16 protein-coding genes and 1 riboswitch are annotated in these 18,153 nt (G+C 36.7%); of the genes, 6 read left to right on the forward strand and 10 right to left on the reverse strand.

Features of this window, described 5'->3' with window-relative positions; genetic code table 11:
- Positions 1 to 11 precede the first annotated feature (11 nt).
- Positions 12 to 1,133: a hypothetical protein gene (locus tag ACFVT8_RS09875; RefSeq protein ID WP_387080292.1), complete on the forward strand. Its 1,122-nt coding sequence runs from the start codon at positions 12 to 14 to the stop codon at positions 1,131 to 1,133.
- 108 nt (positions 1,134 to 1,241) lie between these two features.
- Here the strand turns inward: ACFVT8_RS09875 and glnA are convergent, their stop codons facing one another.
- Positions 1,242 to 2,576 carry a type I glutamate--ammonia ligase gene (gene glnA, locus ACFVT8_RS09880; protein ID WP_387080290.1) on the reverse strand — a complete coding sequence of 445 codons (1,335 nt, stop codon included), beginning with the start codon at positions 2,574 to 2,576 and terminating at the stop codon, positions 1,242 to 1,244.
- A gap of 459 nt (positions 2,577 to 3,035) precedes the next feature.
- On the opposite strand from glnA, the gene ACFVT8_RS09885 reads away from it, so the two are divergent.
- From ACFVT8_RS09885 to ACFVT8_RS09900, 4 genes are all read left to right on the forward strand, one after another.
- Positions 3,036 to 4,166 (forward strand): SpoIIE family protein phosphatase, encoded by a 1,131-nt coding sequence (locus tag ACFVT8_RS09885; RefSeq protein ID WP_387080289.1) that lies wholly within the window; start codon positions 3,036 to 3,038, stop codon positions 4,164 to 4,166.
- A gap of 3 nt (positions 4,167 to 4,169) precedes the next feature.
- On the forward strand, positions 4,170 to 4,592 hold the full coding sequence (locus ACFVT8_RS09890; RefSeq protein ID WP_387080287.1) for an ATP-binding protein: 423 nt from the start codon (positions 4,170 to 4,172) through the stop codon (positions 4,590 to 4,592).
- A 27-nt stretch (positions 4,593 to 4,619) separates the two neighbouring features.
- Positions 4,620 to 6,314 (forward strand): methyl-accepting chemotaxis protein, encoded by a 1,695-nt coding sequence (locus ACFVT8_RS09895; protein ID WP_387080285.1) that lies wholly within the window; start codon positions 4,620 to 4,622, stop codon positions 6,312 to 6,314.
- Between the two features lie 210 nt (positions 6,315 to 6,524).
- Entirely contained in the window at positions 6,525 to 6,911 is a 387-nt protein-coding gene (locus tag ACFVT8_RS09900; RefSeq protein ID WP_387080283.1) for an STAS domain-containing protein, read from the forward strand.
- A gap of 65 nt (positions 6,912 to 6,976) precedes the next feature.
- Here ACFVT8_RS09900 and ACFVT8_RS09905 read toward each other — a convergent pair whose 3' ends face one another.
- From ACFVT8_RS09905 to ACFVT8_RS09930, 6 genes are all read right to left on the reverse strand, one after another.
- Positions 6,977 to 8,323 (reverse strand): sodium-dependent transporter, encoded by a 1,347-nt coding sequence (locus tag ACFVT8_RS09905; RefSeq protein WP_387080281.1) that lies wholly within the window; start codon positions 8,321 to 8,323, stop codon positions 6,977 to 6,979.
- Between the two features lie 153 nt (positions 8,324 to 8,476).
- Positions 8,477 to 9,064: an ECF transporter S component gene (locus ACFVT8_RS09910; protein ID WP_387080279.1), complete on the reverse strand. Its 588-nt coding sequence runs from the start codon at positions 9,062 to 9,064 to the stop codon at positions 8,477 to 8,479.
- Between the two features lie 220 nt (positions 9,065 to 9,284).
- Positions 9,285 to 9,482: riboswitch (FMN riboswitch) on the reverse strand.
- A 315-nt stretch (positions 9,483 to 9,797) separates the two neighbouring features.
- Positions 9,798 to 11,102, reverse strand: coding sequence for an RNA polymerase subunit sigma (locus ACFVT8_RS09915; RefSeq protein ID WP_387080277.1), 1,305 nt, complete (start codon positions 11,100 to 11,102; stop codon positions 9,798 to 9,800).
- Positions 11,099 to 11,632 (reverse strand): RNA polymerase sigma factor SigX, encoded by a 534-nt coding sequence (gene sigX, locus ACFVT8_RS09920; RefSeq protein ID WP_387080275.1) that lies wholly within the window; start codon positions 11,630 to 11,632, stop codon positions 11,099 to 11,101. Before sigX ends, ACFVT8_RS09915 begins: the two co-directional genes overlap by 4 nt.
- Before the next feature lie 83 nt (positions 11,633 to 11,715).
- Positions 11,716 to 13,491: an ATP-binding protein gene (locus tag ACFVT8_RS09925; RefSeq protein WP_387080273.1), complete on the reverse strand. Its 1,776-nt coding sequence runs from the start codon at positions 13,489 to 13,491 to the stop codon at positions 11,716 to 11,718.
- Positions 13,484 to 14,200: a response regulator transcription factor gene (locus tag ACFVT8_RS09930; protein ID WP_049668637.1), complete on the reverse strand. Its 717-nt coding sequence runs from the start codon at positions 14,198 to 14,200 to the stop codon at positions 13,484 to 13,486. The genes ACFVT8_RS09925 and ACFVT8_RS09930 overlap by 8 nt, the downstream gene beginning before the upstream one ends.
- A gap of 216 nt (positions 14,201 to 14,416) precedes the next feature.
- On the opposite strand from ACFVT8_RS09930, the gene ACFVT8_RS09935 reads away from it, so the two are divergent.
- A complete protein-coding gene (locus ACFVT8_RS09935; RefSeq protein WP_387080272.1) occupies positions 14,417 to 14,575 on the forward strand; it encodes a hypothetical protein in 159 nt (52 codons plus the stop codon).
- A 97-nt stretch (positions 14,576 to 14,672) separates the two neighbouring features.
- On the opposite strand, the gene ccsB is transcribed toward ACFVT8_RS09935, so the two are convergent.
- The 3 genes from ccsB to resA are packed head-to-tail and all read right to left on the reverse strand — an operon-like array spanning position 14,673 to position 18,068.
- On the reverse strand, positions 14,673 to 15,860 hold the full coding sequence (ccsB, locus tag ACFVT8_RS09940) for a c-type cytochrome biogenesis protein CcsB (protein WP_387080270.1): 1,188 nt from the start codon (positions 15,858 to 15,860) through the stop codon (positions 14,673 to 14,675).
- Complete coding sequence (gene resB / locus ACFVT8_RS09945) at positions 15,857 to 17,521, reverse strand: cytochrome c biogenesis protein ResB (RefSeq protein WP_387080269.1); 1,665 nt, start codon at positions 17,519 to 17,521, stop codon at positions 15,857 to 15,859. The genes ccsB and resB overlap by 4 nt, the downstream gene beginning before the upstream one ends.
- Before the next feature lie 13 nt (positions 17,522 to 17,534).
- Positions 17,535 to 18,068, reverse strand: coding sequence for a thiol-disulfide oxidoreductase ResA (gene resA, locus ACFVT8_RS09950; RefSeq protein ID WP_387080267.1), 534 nt, complete (start codon positions 18,066 to 18,068; stop codon positions 17,535 to 17,537).
- Between the last annotated feature and the right edge of the window lie 85 nt (positions 18,069 to 18,153).

Consider the following 18,153-nt stretch of genomic DNA (forward strand, 5'->3'; position numbering starts at 1 on the left):
GAGAGATTCACTTGAAAATAATAGAGAGAACAATAATACTATCATGTGCCGCTATACTCCTATTCATTGTTTTTAAAGCCGTATATAATAATGTACCTACTAATAGTTACATAACTAAACCTAAAAGTTCGGATTATTACCAAATAATCGATAAGGATTTCAATAAAACAGTAGACGTACCTTTTACTGATATTACCTCCTTTAGGGGGAATGCTGACTATATTTATATGAGTGTAGATCATGAGAGCCCTTCTCGTCTCGATAATAAAATTTTTCAATACAATCGAAAGACCCAAAAATACACAACCATATTTAACAGTAAGTTTAAAATGCCCTCTGTTCAAGGTATTGAATTAAATGATAATTGGTTAATTTGGGTAGATGCCGACGAAAGTGGATGGCAGTTGAACCCATACTTTATGAATTTAAAGACGAAAAAAATTCAACCGTTGACAAAAGAAAATGAAGAAAATGTTTTTAATGACTTTCCTGTCCTAATTGGGGACTATGCAGCTTGGATTAAATCGGATAGAAAAGTTGAAAAAGCGGAAGTTATGCTAAAGAATTTAAAAACAAATGAAACCGAAAGTATATTTGATTTAAATACCTATACATTTATGAATATGCATTTATCTTCAAAGGATGGAAAAATATTATTTACTGATAGAAAAAATAATTATGGTTACCTGTATTTATATGATGTAGAAAGTAAAGAAATAGAAGAAATAAAAACTAACTATGAATACATTGGTTGGGCAAGTTTGCTAAATGACCAACAATTTATTTATCTAACCTTTAATGACCCTAATGTATCTTCAAAGGATGACCAAAAGCTTCTTTTTTATAATATTTCTAATAAACATACCCAAGAAGTTCTTTCGGATGTGTTAACTGTACATTCTCATTATACAGATTTTAATAATCAAGTGTTTTTTTCTTATAATGATGAAGGTATGAGAAAATTTAAGGTAAAGAATAATTTACTAGTTGAAGACAGGGAAATAAATGGAGAATTCAAAACTCCTAACTTTTATAGGCTTTCAGCTTATAATAATATCTATATTATTAATCAGGACTTTTCAGATGAAAAACGTAAAAGCAAATTAATTATCCAAAGTGAGCTAACAAATTAATGGCTATCCCTATCAATGAAAAATAGGGATAGCCTTCTTTTTGACACTCAATTCCTCGCATTTTAGATCAAAAAAGTGTCGGAGCACTAAAGCCCCAACACTCCCCTTCTAATACATTTTCAAATATTCTTCCCGCTCCCAGTTATGGACACGTGTACGGTATTTATTCCATTCTATTTCTTTAGCAGCTCTAAATTTTTCAACGATATGATCTCCAAGCGCTTCACGAACGATAGGATCCATTTCTAATTCAAGGAGTGCGTATTCCAATGACGATGGTAGGCTATCGATATTATTCAATTCACGTTCCGCTCGTGACATTTTATAAATATTGCGATCTACAGCATCTGGCGGTGTGAGATCTTTGCGAATGCCATCGAGCCCAGATGCTAAAATAACTGCCATCGCTAAATAAGGATTCGCTGCTGGATCGACAGAACGTAGCTCAATACGTGTTGATAACCCTCTTGAAGCTGGAATTCGAATAAGTGGCGATCGGTTTTGTGCAGACCATGCTACATAGCAAGGAGCCTCATAGCCAGGCACTAATCGTTTATAGGAATTAACAAGTGGGTTCGTGACAGCAGTAAAACCGTGTACATGTTTTAATATTCCTGCCATAAAGCTACGCGCTGTTTGGCTTAATTGCAATTCTGCACGCTCATCATAAAACGCATTTTTATCCCCTTCAAATAATGATAAGTTGAAATGCATGCCAGAACCGTTAACACCAAATAGTGGCTTTGGCATGAAGGTAGCGTGCAGCCCATGCTGTGCAGCTATCGTTCTTACAACAAGCTTAAACGTTTGAATATTATCACATGCTTCGACCGCACTTGCATACTTAAAGTCGATTTCATGTTGACCAGGTGCAACCTCATGATGTGATGCCTCAATTTCAAAGCCCATTTCTTCTAACTCTAATACGATATCACGTCGACAGTTCTCTCCTAAGTCAGTTGGGGCTAAATCAAAATACCCTCCACTATCATTTAACTCAAGTGTCGGATGCCCCTTTTCATCTAACTTAAATAAGAAAAATTCTGGCTCTGGTCCTAAATTAAATGAGCTAAAACCTAATTCCTCCATCTCCTTTAATACCCTCTTCAGATTGGAGCGTGGATCACCTTCAAATGGTGTACCATCTGGTCTAACAATATCACAGATAAAACGAGCCACTTTACCTTTTTCAGCAGTCCAAGGGAAAATGACGAAAGTATCACGGTCAGGGCTCAAGTACATATCTGATTCCTCAATGCGTACAAAACCTTCAATTGATGAACCATCGAACATAATTTTATTGTCCAATGCTTTTTCTAATTGGCTAACTGGTACTTCAACGTTTTTTATCGTTCCTAATATATCAGTAAATTGTAGGCGAATAAATTTCACATTTTCTTCCTTAACACGGCGATTAATATCTTCTTTTGAATAACGTTTCATTTTTCACCACTCCAATGTCATTTTAATTAACACAATTCTTTTGTAACTGTTTTTAAAATACATTAAACGGATGCAAAACACAATATCTATGTAAGCTTTTATTACATGCATTTTTTAGAATATATTATTCTTTTTTTCAGATGGATAGAGCCTCTTCTTCCTTTCCATCCATCAGTTAAGGTCTTTAGACTCATTACACGGTAGTTTAACTAAAAATTTTTTGACTTTATTGCATAAAGCAAGAACTTTATTTCCATATTTTATATCACATTAGTCTTGTATAATGTCATATTTATTGGTAAATTTATAGCAAATTAGAATTTCTATTTTATTCATCAGATAAGTAAATAGGGCGTATATATAATAGTCGGAAATTATTATAACAATTTTACCTTGGCGTAATTGCGACCGAGGCTTTATCTTCTGTTAAAGATACATAAGGCGGTGAATGTAAGAAGCATGTCAGTATTAATTATTGGCAGCGTAAGTAATGATGTATTACGTCTGCAAAAATATTTTCATCGTATCGACATCAAAAATATTCATTGCTTTACAACAACTGACGCAGCAATGAAATATTTATCAGATTCTTTGAAAGAAGAACTGGAATTAATTATTCTCGATGCAAAAATGACGCTTAAAAATTGCGAGAACATTTGTCAACAAATTGACGAACTAAAAAACTGGATCGATGCCCCTATCCTCCTTTCTACTACTTACGAAAAAAGCATTACAATTGATAGGGTTTTTGAAGCCGGGATTTTCGACTTTATTTTAAAACCATTTGATTTCACTCAATTTAAAACTCGGATTCAGGTGGCCCTTAAATACCAAAAGGAAACCAAGCTACGAAAGCAGCAAGAAAGTATTATTCAAAAAGATTTAATTGTCGCGAAGAAATTTCAAAAAAATGCACTATCTGCTCCATTGAATCTTGAGCATATTCAGATCGATGGACTTTATGTTACTTCCAACACATTAGGAGGTGACATGTACTGCTGGTTTAAGATTAATGAACATTTAACTGCCATTCTTCTTTACGACGCAATGGGGCATGGCATTGCCGCATCGCTCGTCACAATGTCCATTAGATCTTTGTTAAAAGGAATGATTACGAAATTAATTGATCCAGTTTTCGTAATCCAAGAACTTAACCGCCAAATTTACGAGTTATTTTCTGATGAAGATATGGACCGTTTTTTAATGACAGCTATCTACATACTAATAGATACGAAAAACGGCACTATACACTATGTTAATGCAGCTCATCCATCTGGTTTCTTATTTGGAAAATACGGAGAGACGGTGTTCCTCCAAGCAAATACACCAATATTAGGGCTATTCCCGACCATTCCTATCAATAAAAAAACGATATCTTTATCTGGATGGCATCGCATAATACTTTATACGGATGGGTTATTGACAATAAATGATCAACAAGTTGTTGATATGGATTTTTTCCATTCCTATGCATCACACGGTAATGGCTATGCCTTGCAAAAATTTTCCCAAAAATACGATTTATCCGATAATTATCACAACGATGATATAACAGTAGTTTCAATAACAATTACATTACAGGGTCGGTGATTGATGATGGAATTCATGCTCAATGTAAATCCTGATACACAAGCTATAGCTTATGTAGATCAAGTTATAGAGAATTTTACAAATGTATATAATTTACCTTTTAAAAAAGAAATACGATTTGTCGTACATGAATTAGTTATAAATGCTGTGGAAGCCGTGAAGAAGAATGATCCATATTCCGAAAAGGCTATTCAAGTACAAGTATCCCATTCTAATGAAGAAGTAAAAATAACAGTTACTGATGAAGCGAAAGGAATCGCTGAAAAGGATTGGAATAAAGCTCTACAATTTGATTTAAATGAACTGGATTATTCAGATCGGGGACGAGGTTTATTTTTTATTAAAAATATGGTAGACCATATTTGGTTTGAAAATATTTCTGAAACGAAATTTTTAGTTGGTATTTCAAAAAAGATTCATGTATAAAGTTAACGTAAAATTGGAGGAGTTTTCATGAAGGTGTCAATCCGAAAAAAAATGAGCCTGTTAATATTCGGGTGTATTTTGCTACTTACTACACTTTTAGCAGGAATAAATTTTTATGTTGCCAAAAAAAATCTTTTAGAAAGCGCAGATACGAAGCTTTTATCTGATATTCAATTGGGCTATGAATATTTAGATGCTAAATTCCCTGGAGAATGGTCCATTAAAAACAATCAATTGTATAAAGGTGACGTCAAAATGGTAGACAATTTCGAGGTAGCTGATAAAGTCGGAGAGCTAACAAACGGAAATGTCGTTTCTATCTTCCAAAACGATACTCGCATTAGTACAAATATAGTCGAGAATGGAGAACGTGCATTAAATACAAAGGTTTCTGACGAAGTTGCGAAAGTTGTATTAGGAGAAAAAAAACGTTTTATCGGATCAGCAAATGTCTTGGGGAGTATGCATCAAGGAGCCTATGACCCAATTTTAAATAGCCAAGGAGATGTTATTGGCGTATGGGCAACAGCTGTACCTACCGCTCCATATATAAGCATTGCTTCAAAGTCTGCATTAGAAAATGTAGTGATTTCCTTAGGAATTGCCATATTAATAATCGCTGGAATTAGTTGGTTTTTACAGCGACAAATCATCAGACCTATTAATATTTTAAGTACAAATGCTAAAGAATTAGCAGATTTAAATTTAAATGTAAAGTTATTAAACCCAAAAGGTAAAGATGAGATTGCTGTTTTAGCAAATGCCTTTAGTGATATGAAAAATCGTTTAACAGAGACGATGACAATCGTAGCCGGTAGCGCTAACCAAATAGCTAACTCATCACACTCATTAGCAGAATCATCGCACCAAACAAGCGAGGCTTCTAGCCAAATCGCACTTACGATGAATGAAATTGCAGTCGGCACTACGACTCAATCTGATCAGGCCGAACAAATAGTGTCCATGATGCAAAAAACGCTCGAAGAAGTATCGAGCAGTTTACAAAAGGCCGAGGGTACGTTGAATAGCGCTATAGAATCAACCCAAATTGCACGTAAAGGTGAAGAGGCCATTAATGAGGCTATTAAACATTTAAGCGACGTCACGCAAACAGTGTCTTATGCGACAGATTCTATCCAAAAACTAGGTAAACGCTCTGAAGAAATCGGTGGCATCATTACTGTTATTACGGGTATTGCGGAGCAAACAAATCTACTCGCCCTCAATGCAGCAATCGAAGCAGCACGGGCAGGTGAACAAGGAAAAGGGTTTGCCGTTGTTGCATCAGAGGTACGCCAGCTAGCCGAACAATCAAGCTTAGCATCAGGACAAATCACAAATCTCATTAAAGATATTCAGGCTGAAACCTCTGTGACAGTTCGCACAATGGAAAGTAATTTACTAGCTGTAGAGGAGCAAGTAACAATTATCAATAAAGGAGGAACGGCTTTAAAGGAAATTGTTGAAAAGGTTGAAGAAACAGAAAAAGGCGTTGAGCAAATGAAGGCTGCATTTACGCATGTAAACAACAACTCCTTAGGTGTTCAACAAGCCATTAAAGATATTTCTCATATCATTGAAGATTCCGCCGCAGCAACAGAGGAAATCGCCGCAACATCAGAGGAACAATATGCAACAGTTGCAGAAATTACACAAAGTTCAGAGGAATTAGCATCAATTGCTGATAAATTACAAAATGAAGTAAATAAATTCAAGTTTTAACTTCTATCAATAGCAAAACGGCAGATACAAATGTTTTATGTACCGTAAGTGAAGCGGCAGGTACAAATGTTTTATGTACCGTAAGTGAAACGGCAGGTACAAATGTTTTATGTACCGTAAGTGAAGCGGCAGGTACAAATGTTTTTTGTTTGATTTTCTCTTAACAATTAGAATCCCCTAACACGAAAAAGAAAATGGAGGCACTATAGTATGAATCAAAAAAAAATTGCGATGGATATTGACACAAAGGCTGATTATATTTTGATTGCGTTTACTGGCGATTTAGAATATGGGATGATTGAAGAGATAAAAAAAGAGCTTCAATCATTAAGCCTGGAAACAAAGCATGGATACATTATCGATATGCAAAAGGTTACAAACATTGATAGTACCGGCTTTGGCATGATTGTCAATTTCGCAAAGAAAGTATCTGTAAAAGAAAAGAAAATCGCCATTATTGTCGTCGATGATTTCATTCGCAACTTGTTTGCTATTTCTCAAGTCGATAAAGTATTCCCTATTACAAAAAGCGAAGAAAAAGCGAGACAAATCATTAAAGAAGGCTGGCTAGGTGAGCTATCGCTTAGCGAATATTAACCTATTGTTGCCCCCATCATTAAAATAGGTTGCATTCCTATAAAACGGAACGCAACCTTCTCTTTTTAATATTGTAAAAGCATATTTACGAACACAACGATAATGACAAGTGGTACTACTATTAACATCAATAGATGATATGTTGAATAGAACCCCTGCCCCATTTGACTTCCTATCAATAATTCCCTCTTCACAAATTCTTTATCAACTACATACGCAATAAAGATAGCAATCAATAAATTACCTAACGGAAGCATTAAATTAGATACTAAAAAGTCAGTTGCATCAAAAATTGTTTTTCCAAAGATTGATACGTCCGCTAATGTACTAGATGAAAGAGCCGCAGGAATCGCCGCTACAAATACTACTACGCCTAGTAGCATTGTCAATGCTGGACGAGACATATGCCCTTTCTCCATAAATGCCGCTACAATAATTTCATATAAACTAAACGAAGAGGTTAGCGTTGCAAATAAAAATAATATTAAAAACATCGCTAAGAAAATTTCACCAAAGGGCATTTGGCTAAATGCTGTTGGCAGAACCATGAATAGTAAGCCTGGTCCAGATGCAGGTTCTAAATTAAAAGCAAATACAACAGGGAAAATTGCCAATCCTGCTAAGAACGATACAAGCACAGTGAGAAGAACAACGGAGCCCGCAGAATTCGGTAAGCTCACATCTTTCTTTAAATAAGAGCTGTACGTCACAAGACAAGAAAATCCTACCGCTAAGCCAAAGAAGGACTGCCCCAACGCTTCTAATATAGCCTTTCCAGTTATATTGGAGAAGTCCGGCCACAAGAAGAATTTAACCCCCTCCATTGCTCCATCTAATGTTAAAGCCCGCACAACAAGCACAATAAACATTATAAATAATAAAGGCATCATCCACTTATTAGCCTTTTCTATACCATTTTGCACACCAAGTGAAATGACTAGTACATTTACTAGCGTAAACAATCCTAAACCTAGCAATGTAATCCAAGGTTTTCCTACAATCTTTCCAAATAGTTCACTAGGATCAACGGCAGGATCAATAACAGCCCCAGTCACACCAAGGCCACTATAGATAAAAATCCAACCTCCCACAACACTATAAAAACTTAACAATAAAAAACAACCGAGTACACCCATACGACCAACCCAAGCCCAGCCTGTTTTCGTAGGTGCAATTTTTTTATAGGCAGTCACAGCTTCAGACTGTGTACCACGACCTAAAACATATTCTGATAATAACATCGGTAAACCAATCAACAATGTAAATAGAACAAAAATAAGGAAAAACGCTCCCCCACCACTTTGTCCAGTAACATATGGAAGCTTCCAAATTGCCCCTAGACCGATCGCCGCTCCTGCCGACGCTAAAATAAAGCCTAGTTTACTAGACCACTGACTCTTTTTTTCACTCATCTCTTCAAACTCCTCTAACATTCTAAGCTCTTCCTTATTCTACATTAAAATAGTAAACCCGACTAGATTAATTCTATATGTTACTTTTGCACAATATTATCCAACTTATATCAAAAAACCTCGAGCATTTAACAGCTCGAGGTTTCATTTCAATTATTTTGTTAAATACATGGAACGCTGATGATTAATCCATTTACGCATTGTTGTGAACAGTAATGCCATGATGATAGTAATTAAAATACCTTTCACAATGTTAAATGGCAATATACCAGCTACGATCATTTTATATAGTGAATCACCTACAACAGGCTCCATACCTAAAAAGTAAGTGTACATAGGTAAAAATACTGCATAGTTAAGAACGCTCATACCTACTGCCATTATGATTGTTCCAGCAGCTAAACCTCCGATAAGGCCTTTAACTGTTTTGACACGATTAAAAACAAAGCTCACTGGTAAAATAAATAAAATACCTGTTACAAAGTTTGCGATATGCCCTACTGGTACTCCCGTTGGCGTACCTGAGAAAATCCAGTCCAACACATTTTTAAAGAACTCTACTAAAATACCGGCTACAGGTCCCATTGTGATTGCCGCAAGTAATGCTGGCATATCACTGAAGTCCACTTCCAAAAACGCTGGAAACGGCGGAATAGGGAAATTAAAAAGCATTAATAAAAACGAAATACTGCTCAGCATACCAATCGTAATAAACGATTGAAGTTTAACATTTTTCTTCATAGAAAACTCTCTCCTCTTTGCTGATTCAATCTCGCAAGAAGAAAGGTTACGACCAAATCAATTATTATCATGAAAAAACCCTTATGCAAAAGAGCACAAGGGAGAATAGGCATGATTAAAGAACGCCATTAATTAACTATTTTTGAGCATACGCTGTGTGAAGCCACAGCGAAAAACGCTCGTGCATAGCTAAATTCATAACAATAAATGACGATCGTACCTCCATCTTCTCCCATCCAGACTTTAACTGTCGGCCTTGGAATCGCACCAAGTCAGCCATGCAAAAAAATATTTGCACAGGTCGCGGGCTGAAGAGCATTTAGTAAATCATACGAGCTAATATGACTTAAAGGAAACATTAGCGATTTACAACTCTATTACCGCCGGTCGGGATTTTCACCCTGCCCCGAAGATGAATCAATATTTTTTTATTTCATAGCCTTACTATAATGAATTATTAGAGAAAAGTAAATAGCTTTGCTTAAAAAAATCCGATTAAACTCGTATGTTTTACAGATACTCGATTAACTTCTTTATAATATGAAAGTGTAATCAGTAGAGGTTTTCCGCAATCTGACTGCATATTAGTGTTCACCAATCAGACAATTTAACCTTCCCTTAACTTCTTTGTTATTGGTGTTATAAAATGTCAAGAGCATTCACGCACATACATCGGCGAGAATGCTCCAAAATATTCTATAAGTTTCGTTTGTCTATTTGTTGTTATGCTTTTTTACGGCATATATCGTTTATTGGCTCCTACAGGCTTTGGCAAGAAATTTTTTAAATCAAATCCTTCCCAGCTCTCCTGTACAACATTGTCTAGACGTACTTGTTTATCAAAGCTAGCAGCAGTGAGCATCATAGCTTCAATTAATTGAGTTGCACGAACTGCATCCATAGTTGTTAAATCAAGTGGTTCATCAAATGTAACAATAACGCCTTCTGCTACCTCTTTTACAGTGTATGTTATATTTTCCGGTACGACAGGAACGTATGCACCATCATTATTATTTCGCATAACAGAAAGAGCTTCTGTTACAGTAGAAAAAGATTTACGAGAATCAGGTGATAAATATTCGATCCCATTCTCATCTCTATATAAATAATAATTAAAATGATTTGAGCTTGTTAATGCCATAGGCTTACTTGGATCTTCTTCCTTGGAAAACTCGTAGGCGGTACCATCAGGATTTTCGAACTCAATATCCTTATACTCCGTGTCTGAGAATGTATCCTGTAACGTCCCTAAATATTCGTCAGTATCTGCAGAAGCGACATCATAGTCATTTTTCTTTGGCAATACATGAACTAGTTTATCGCCCTTTTCCTTTAATTCTCCTTCATATGGATGAAAGTTAGTAAAACCATTGGCTTCCTCATCAATTTTTGGCGCATACTTTTCATACATCTGTAGTGTTGTGGGCTTTTTCTTCGCAAAATCAGTAGCAACTCGTTCATTAGGAATGATATACGTCATCGGTATGCTTTTCTTATCACGATTGGCCAAACCAATATGGAACACTACTGCATCTGTTAAATCTTCCTCATAAACAGATGATCGTAGAGACATGATCTGGGAATGGTCTGCTACTATGTTGGATTCCATAATTTTATCATGTTCGACTGAGCTTTTTGCTGCACGATCATCCTGCAATGTTGAATATTGAGAACGTTCAGGAGCATTAGCCTGGTCTATTTTTACATCATTATGATTCATGAACATAGAGCCAGTAAGTACTGTTAAAGCAAAAACAGCTGCAACACTCATAAAGATTGGCCATTTACGAACTTTCTTTTTTGTTGTTGCTGTCTCGGTACTTTCTTGCTGCGTATACATACTGTGTTGTTGCTCTTGCGGTGTTATTTCACCATCTATTGGTTGTTGTATAGCTTCTTGAAGATGGACATTATCCTGCAAGCGAGCATCTGCCAATAATCGATTTAATATATCTTCTTTCGAACGGCGGTCAGAAAGCTTAGGGGCATTATTCAATACATGTTCAAGTTGGTCATCATCAAATTGATTATGTGTCATTGCCGTTTCGCCTCCTGTTCTCTAACCTGTTGTAGCTGTTGCCTTAAAAATTTAATGGCTCGATGCTGAGTGGTTTTTACCTTCGCTTCTGTCCAATCTAGTATTTGCGCTGTTTCTGCAATCGATAAATCTTGAAAGTAACGCATAATAATGACCATTTTTTGGTCACCTGTACAGTGTTCAAGTGCTGTTTGCACCTGCATAAATTCATCACTGGCCTGCAATACATCTTCCGGTGATGGTGTGGTTGAATGTAACTGTTCCGTTTCCCAGTCAAAAAAATCAAGTGAATGTTTTTGGCGTACAGCCTGCTTTCTAAAATGATCAATAGCGACATTTTTAGCAATAGCAAAAAGCCATGTCTTTTCACTGCTATTTCCTGCGAACTGATCATATGAGCGCAATACGCGAACATAAACCTCATGCGCTAAATCCTCAGCAAGTGTACGGTTTTTTACTAAATAAATAAGAAACTGGAACACGTCTTGATGATATGCATCGTATAAACGATGGAACACGGAGTCATTCAAAGCACTCCACCCCCGTTCTATTTATATTTGTCGTCTAAATGTATACAGAAGTTACATCCAATTAATACCACTATTTAATAGTATTAATCGAATGGTAAATAAAACGTGAAGGTAGTCCCCTCTTTCAGCACACTATCTACCATAATATTACCTGAATGTGCCTTGACAATGTTTCTAGCAATAGCTAAACCTAGGCCAGTTCCGCCCTTAGAACGCGTACGTGCCTTATCTGCTTTATAGAAACGTTCAAAAACATATGGTAAGTCCTCATGCGGAATACCATGCCCTGTATCCTGAACAGATATCTTAGCAAAGGTTGGCTCCTGCTCAACCTTCACTGTTACTGAGCCTTTATCAGTATGACGGAGAGCATTATCAACTAAATTCGTTAGTACTTGTTCAATCCGATCCTCATCTATACTAATCGTAGCTTCGTCATTAAATTCACTGTCAAATATCAGACGAACATGTTTCTCTTTTGCAACCTGTGCAAATTTTTGCGTAATACGTTCAAATGTTGAATTGATTGGGAGTTCATCCTTGTAAAGTGTCATATGCCCCGATTCCATACGCGCAAGGTCTAATAAATCTGTTACGAGGCGTCCCATACGCTTCGATTCATCATAAATAATTTTTGTAATCTCATTACGTTCTTCTTGATCCTGAATAAAATCATCATCCATTAATGCCTCTGAATAACCTTGGAGCATCGAAATTGGCGTTCGAAGCTCATGAGACACATTGGCAATAAAGTCTGAACGCAGTTTTTCTAAGCGATGCTGCTCCGTCATATCACGAATAACCGCAACCGCTCCACGTATTGATTCCTCACTATAAAGAGGGCTAATCGTAAACGTATAGTAATTTCCATCCATCTCAATTTCTTCTTCAAGCTTATCCTCAAACATCAGTACATGATCAAGCATATGATAAAGTTCTGGCGGAATTGGTTTTGCACTTTGTGAGCCTTTATTGACGAACCATTTTTGCATTAAACGGTCCGCTGGAGGATTACTTAATAATATTGTACGATCACGATTAAACGTAATAACCGCATCTGTCATCGATGTTAAAATATTTGAAAGCTGTTCATTTTCTTGATTAATTACTTCTAGATTGTGCTTCAATTGACGGCCCATTTGATTAAAGGCAACTGCAAGCTGGCCTATTTCATCATTTTGTGTAGTCGGCATCTTCGCTTCAAAATTCCCTTTAGAAATTTCAAACGCTAACTCTCGCATTTTACGTAATGGTGAGGTAATACGTGAAGAAAGGAAAAACGCAAAAAATGTCGTCAGCACAAAGGCAATGAATGCAGATAAAAAGACAATTTTCGTTGTTTCTTTCGATGTTTTATGCACCGCATCTGGGCTTTGATAAATAAAGACAGCCCCGTGTACTGCATTTTCCACATTTAGTGGGAAACCTAGAACAACATACGACTCCATTTTTTCTTCGTCTGTGGAAGACGGCATCATCATTTCCTTAATAATCGGTTCATCTGATTGAAAAACTTCTTGGAGCGATTTATTAGCTAAAATCATATCCTGGATTTCTGTTTTATTAACACCTTCCTGCATAGCAAAAGAAACTCTGTCATGGTTAATAGCAATAAGTGCATTTGTACTTTCAGGTAAAATATCTTTTAATAATTCCAAAGTCGACTCTGCTGTTTCATTATCATCTACTATACTTGCAACCGTTGCTGCGGTTTGACGCAAAGAGCTTTCTGCTTGTTGCATATGGTAATTCTGAAGAAACTCAAGCATTAAAACCGTGAAAACAAATAATACAAATGAAACGAGAAGCAATATGGTTACCCATAGCTTCCCGACAACACTATTCCATATTCTATTCATTGACAACCTCAAATTTGTAGCCAACGCCCCATACAGTAACAATCATTTTTGCAGCGTTTTCAGAGACACGATTGAGCTTTTCACGTAAACGTTTAACATGTGTGTCAACTGTACGTAAGTCACCAAAGAAATCATAATGCCAAACTTCTTTTAGTAATTGTTCACGGTCAAATACTTTGTCTGGTGATTTAGCTAGGAAATAAAGCAATTCATACTCTTTAGGCGTTAAATTAACTTCAATCCCTTCTGCTGTTACACGGTGCGCATCATGATCGATCATTAGATGTTGGAAAACAACTAAATCTTTTGAAGAAGAAGCATTTGTCGAAGGTGAGAATGCTTGTGAACGGCGTAATATAGCCTTCACACGTAACACAACCTCACGAGGACTAAATGGTTTTACAATATAATCATCTGCTCCAAGCTCAAAGCCTTGTACGCGATTCGCTTCCTCGCCTTTTGCAGTTAATAAAATAATTGGTGTTGCTGCTCGTTCACGGATTTCCGCACAAACTTCAAGCCCGTCTTTTTCAGGCATCATAATATCTAATAAAATACAGTGATACTCTTTTTCTAAAGATTTTTCGATCGCTTGTTCACCATTTTCTGCTTCGTCAACAAGGTACCCTTCTCGCTCCAAATACATTTTTAATAAGCGTCGAATACGATCCTCGTCATCTACAACTAATACTGAAATATTTTCTGACACTTTAACGATCCCTCTCTTCTAATCTTTCTCTACCTACCATTGTACATGGTACAGCACATATTGAAAAGAAAAGAAAGCCTTCTTGCCACAGCAAGAAGGCTCTTCTTTCCAATACTAGCGACGTAAAAATCTCATATGTGCTCAAAATCAATTATGCCGAGGCATAATTGCGTCTGGAGGCTTTAGGCCAACAAATGTTTTCTGTGCGAAAGCGTAGTGTTAACGCAGCGGCAGCAACAGGATGTTGGTCACTCAGTCGTTGCCACAGGACGTGGCGTTCTTAGACTGAGTTCCTTTATTTCAGCAATTTTTTTCTATACCAAAAGCGTAGCGACAGGTACAGGTGTTTGGACATTCCCTGAAATTGCAACTTAAATTCGCATTCAGCTAACCACCTATAAAGGTGGGAGACTTCTGTAGCTGACGCTTTGCTTTCGCTACAAAAGACATTTGCTGAAAGAAGTTAATTAGTTTACGCTGATGCGTATGAGTGTAAACCTGCAAGAATCAAGTTAACAGCAATTAAGTTAAATAATATTATTCCAAAACCAATTAATGCTAACCATGCAGATTTTTCGCCTTCCCAGCCTTTTGATAAACGTAAGTGTAGGAATGCTGCATAGAATAACCATGTAATAAGTGCCCACACTTCCTTTGGATCCCATCCCCAGAAACGACTCCACGCAAGTTGTGCCCAAATCATTGCAAAGATTAGAGCACCTAACGTAAATACTGGGAAACCAATTATTACTGAGCGATAACCAATTTCATCAACTAATTGTAAATTTACTCGTTTGACAAAAGGTTGGAAAATTGCACTAATTCGACGTCGTGCAATTAATCGAATTAATAAGTATAAAACAGACCCTATTAATAATGACCACACAACGGTTGTTAATTTCTTCGCATTAATGAGTGCTGGCATCTCTACTAACGGAGACATGCCATGCTCTTCCACTGCCTTATATTCATTCATACCAAATAATGGCGGCATATTGTATTCAATTTGACGTTCATTACCCTCTTTATCAACATAAGTATATGTTGAATCGTAATCCATCAAATTAAATACGGATGTAGCAACTACGAAACCAACGACTACTACAAGGAAAAACATTACTGCTTCTAACCAGAAACGTTGTTTAGAAGGCTTCTTTAAATCAACTACTTTTAATAAATAAATTAGTCCTGCTACCGCACTAATCGCTAAAATTGATTGCCCTAAAGCAGCTGTAATAACATGAATTGTTAACCAGTAACTTTGTAAAGACGGCACTAAAGGACTAACCTCTTTCGGGAACATCGATGCATAGGCAATTATTAATAACGCCACAGGTAATGCCACTAAGCCTAGAGCTGTCACGCGATAAATAAAATAAATTAAAACGAATGCCCCAACAATGAACATTCCGAACGCAGTCGTAAATTCAAACATATTACTAACAGGTGCATGCCCTGCATAAATCCAACGAGTGATAAAATAACCAAGCTGTGAAAGTAGGCCAATAATCGTTACAATAATCGCCACTTTGCCCCATTTCTCGGTATTTTTGCCTGTTGCATTCGATTGCTTTATTGAACCACCAAATAATAAAGTTGCAACTAGGTAGGCTACGAATGCTACAAATAATAGGTTTCCACTTATGTCAATCAAACTCATAAGGTGTTGTCACCTTCCTTTTCCTTTGCGGGATTCTTGACATCCTCTGACTTATCTAACTGATCTTCATATGGTGGTAGACCAGCAAATGTAGTAACTATATCTAAATCCTTTTTCATACTGAACATATTTTTATTCACATGGGCTGCAAGCAATACTCGACCATCCGGCTCCACCTGTAACCATAAACGGCGGTGGTTCCAATACGAGCCAATTACTACACCAATCATGAAAATAATACCGCCTACAAATAAAATTGGTACCGTACTATCCTTACGAATTGTAAAGTTTGATGAATTACGCATCTCTGCTGCTGCGAATTTCATTCTATATTTGTTTTCACCAAGTGGTTCAAGTGGTGGCTTCCTGATTTCTACAAAGCTTACTTCACCTTTTGGCGTTTCTGGTGTTGTCATTCTAAATAAAAATGCTGGATTATTCGGTATTGATGTTTTTGTCTGCGGTTCACCATTTTCAAAACCAGAAAAATCCGGTGTATAAACAAGAATCTGTACGGAAGAACCATTTCCTAAATCATATTCTTTTTTAGGATTCGTTAAATCAATTTCAATTTGACCTAGTGAATCATCTTCCGTTGCTTTATTTACTAAGTCAAAATTCATCTGTCTCAATTCATTAAGACGATAATTCATTTGATAAAGCGCAAAACCGCTTTCTTTTAACGGGTGATTGACACGAATAGAGTAATCTCTCAATTTTTCAAGATTGTCTATATCCCCAGGAAGAGCTCCCTCAGGTTGTTTGTATAGTGTGATGTCTGTTTGATAGTTTTTCGCCATAACATTTACACCTTGGTTTGTTTGCTGGTCCTGAGGCTTATCGCCATGGGTTTCCAAAATGAATTTATTATTTTTAATAAAATAGCCATCCATCCCCGGTATAGCTCGTGTCTCACCTTCGCGGATCCAAATTGTCTCATCTACATAAAAACCAGGTACTAAGCGCAACATAACACCTGCTAAAAAGATAATGAGACCGACATGGTTTATGTATGGGCCGTACCGAGCAAAACGACCGCGCTCTGCTAACAGCGCACTTCCATCACGACGAACGTGATATTTTAATTCAGTCATTTTTTGCTCAACTTTATCTAGCGTTTCATCAGGGTTTGACACTTGTCCTTCCGCAACGATACGTTGACGCTTCATGAAACTTTCATGACGTTTAACGCGTTGATTTTTTAGAGACTTATGCAACGGTAACCCACGGTCTAAACTCGCAACAATAATGGATATCGCAAGCATACCCACTAAAATTTGGAACCACCAAGTGCTATACAAATCTGAAAGTCCTAAACTATTATAGAGTTTGCCAAAGAATCCATACACTTTCTCATAATACTCCGCTTTACTAGGTTCCGGGGCATTAACATACATCTCTTGCGGTAATATTGTTCCGATTGACGCAGAGACCAACGTGATAATAATTAGGGCAATACCCACTTTTACATTCGAGAAGAAATTCCAAATTTTATCGATAACTGTTTTATTATACGTTTTTGATCGAATCGCCGTACCATCGTAACGCATATCAACAACTTTTGTTTGTTTACCTTCCTCAGTTAAAGGACGACCACATTTCTCACAAAGCTTCGTGCCATATGGGTTACTATGACCACAAGCACAAATGATGTTTTCCATAGTCATTTACTCCTTATTTCGGTTTCACTATTTCCATGTACGAAGCAATTTTTCCCTCCGTCAATTCACCAGTAATAATTTTGGCTACTTTACCATCTGGGTCAATAAGGAGAGTTGCAGGTAAATTACCTACATTGTAAGCAGTCATTACACTTTTCGTTTTGTCAATAACTACTGGGAACGTTAATTCGTGTCTATCGACAAAATTCTGTACTTCAAAATCTGTTTGTGCAATATTAACCGCCAATGTTTGTACACCCTGATCTTTAAAAACTTTATACTGACGGTCCATTGCAGGCATTTCCTTTTCACACGGCTTACACCAAGTTCCCCAGAAGTTCAAAAACACTCCCTGCCCTTTATAATCAGATAACTTATGTTTCTCGCCGTTTAAATCTACTAACGTGAAGTCTGGTGCTTGAGAGCCTACTGCTAATAACTCTACCTTATCCTTTGTCGCTGTTCCGTATACCGTGTAACCAATAGCTAAGACTAAGACTGCCAAAATAATGGTACGAATGACAAGACGTTTTTTCTTTTTTTCCAAGTTAATATCCCCCTATCAATTACGGCTTAGAGTTACTCCTATTGACGCTAAGGCTTTTCATACAAACATTCATATGTATAGAATT

It is taken from the genome of Lysinibacillus sp. NPDC058147 (assembly GCF_042884205.1).
Lineage (GTDB): Bacteria > Bacillota > Bacilli > Bacillales_A > Planococcaceae > Lysinibacillus.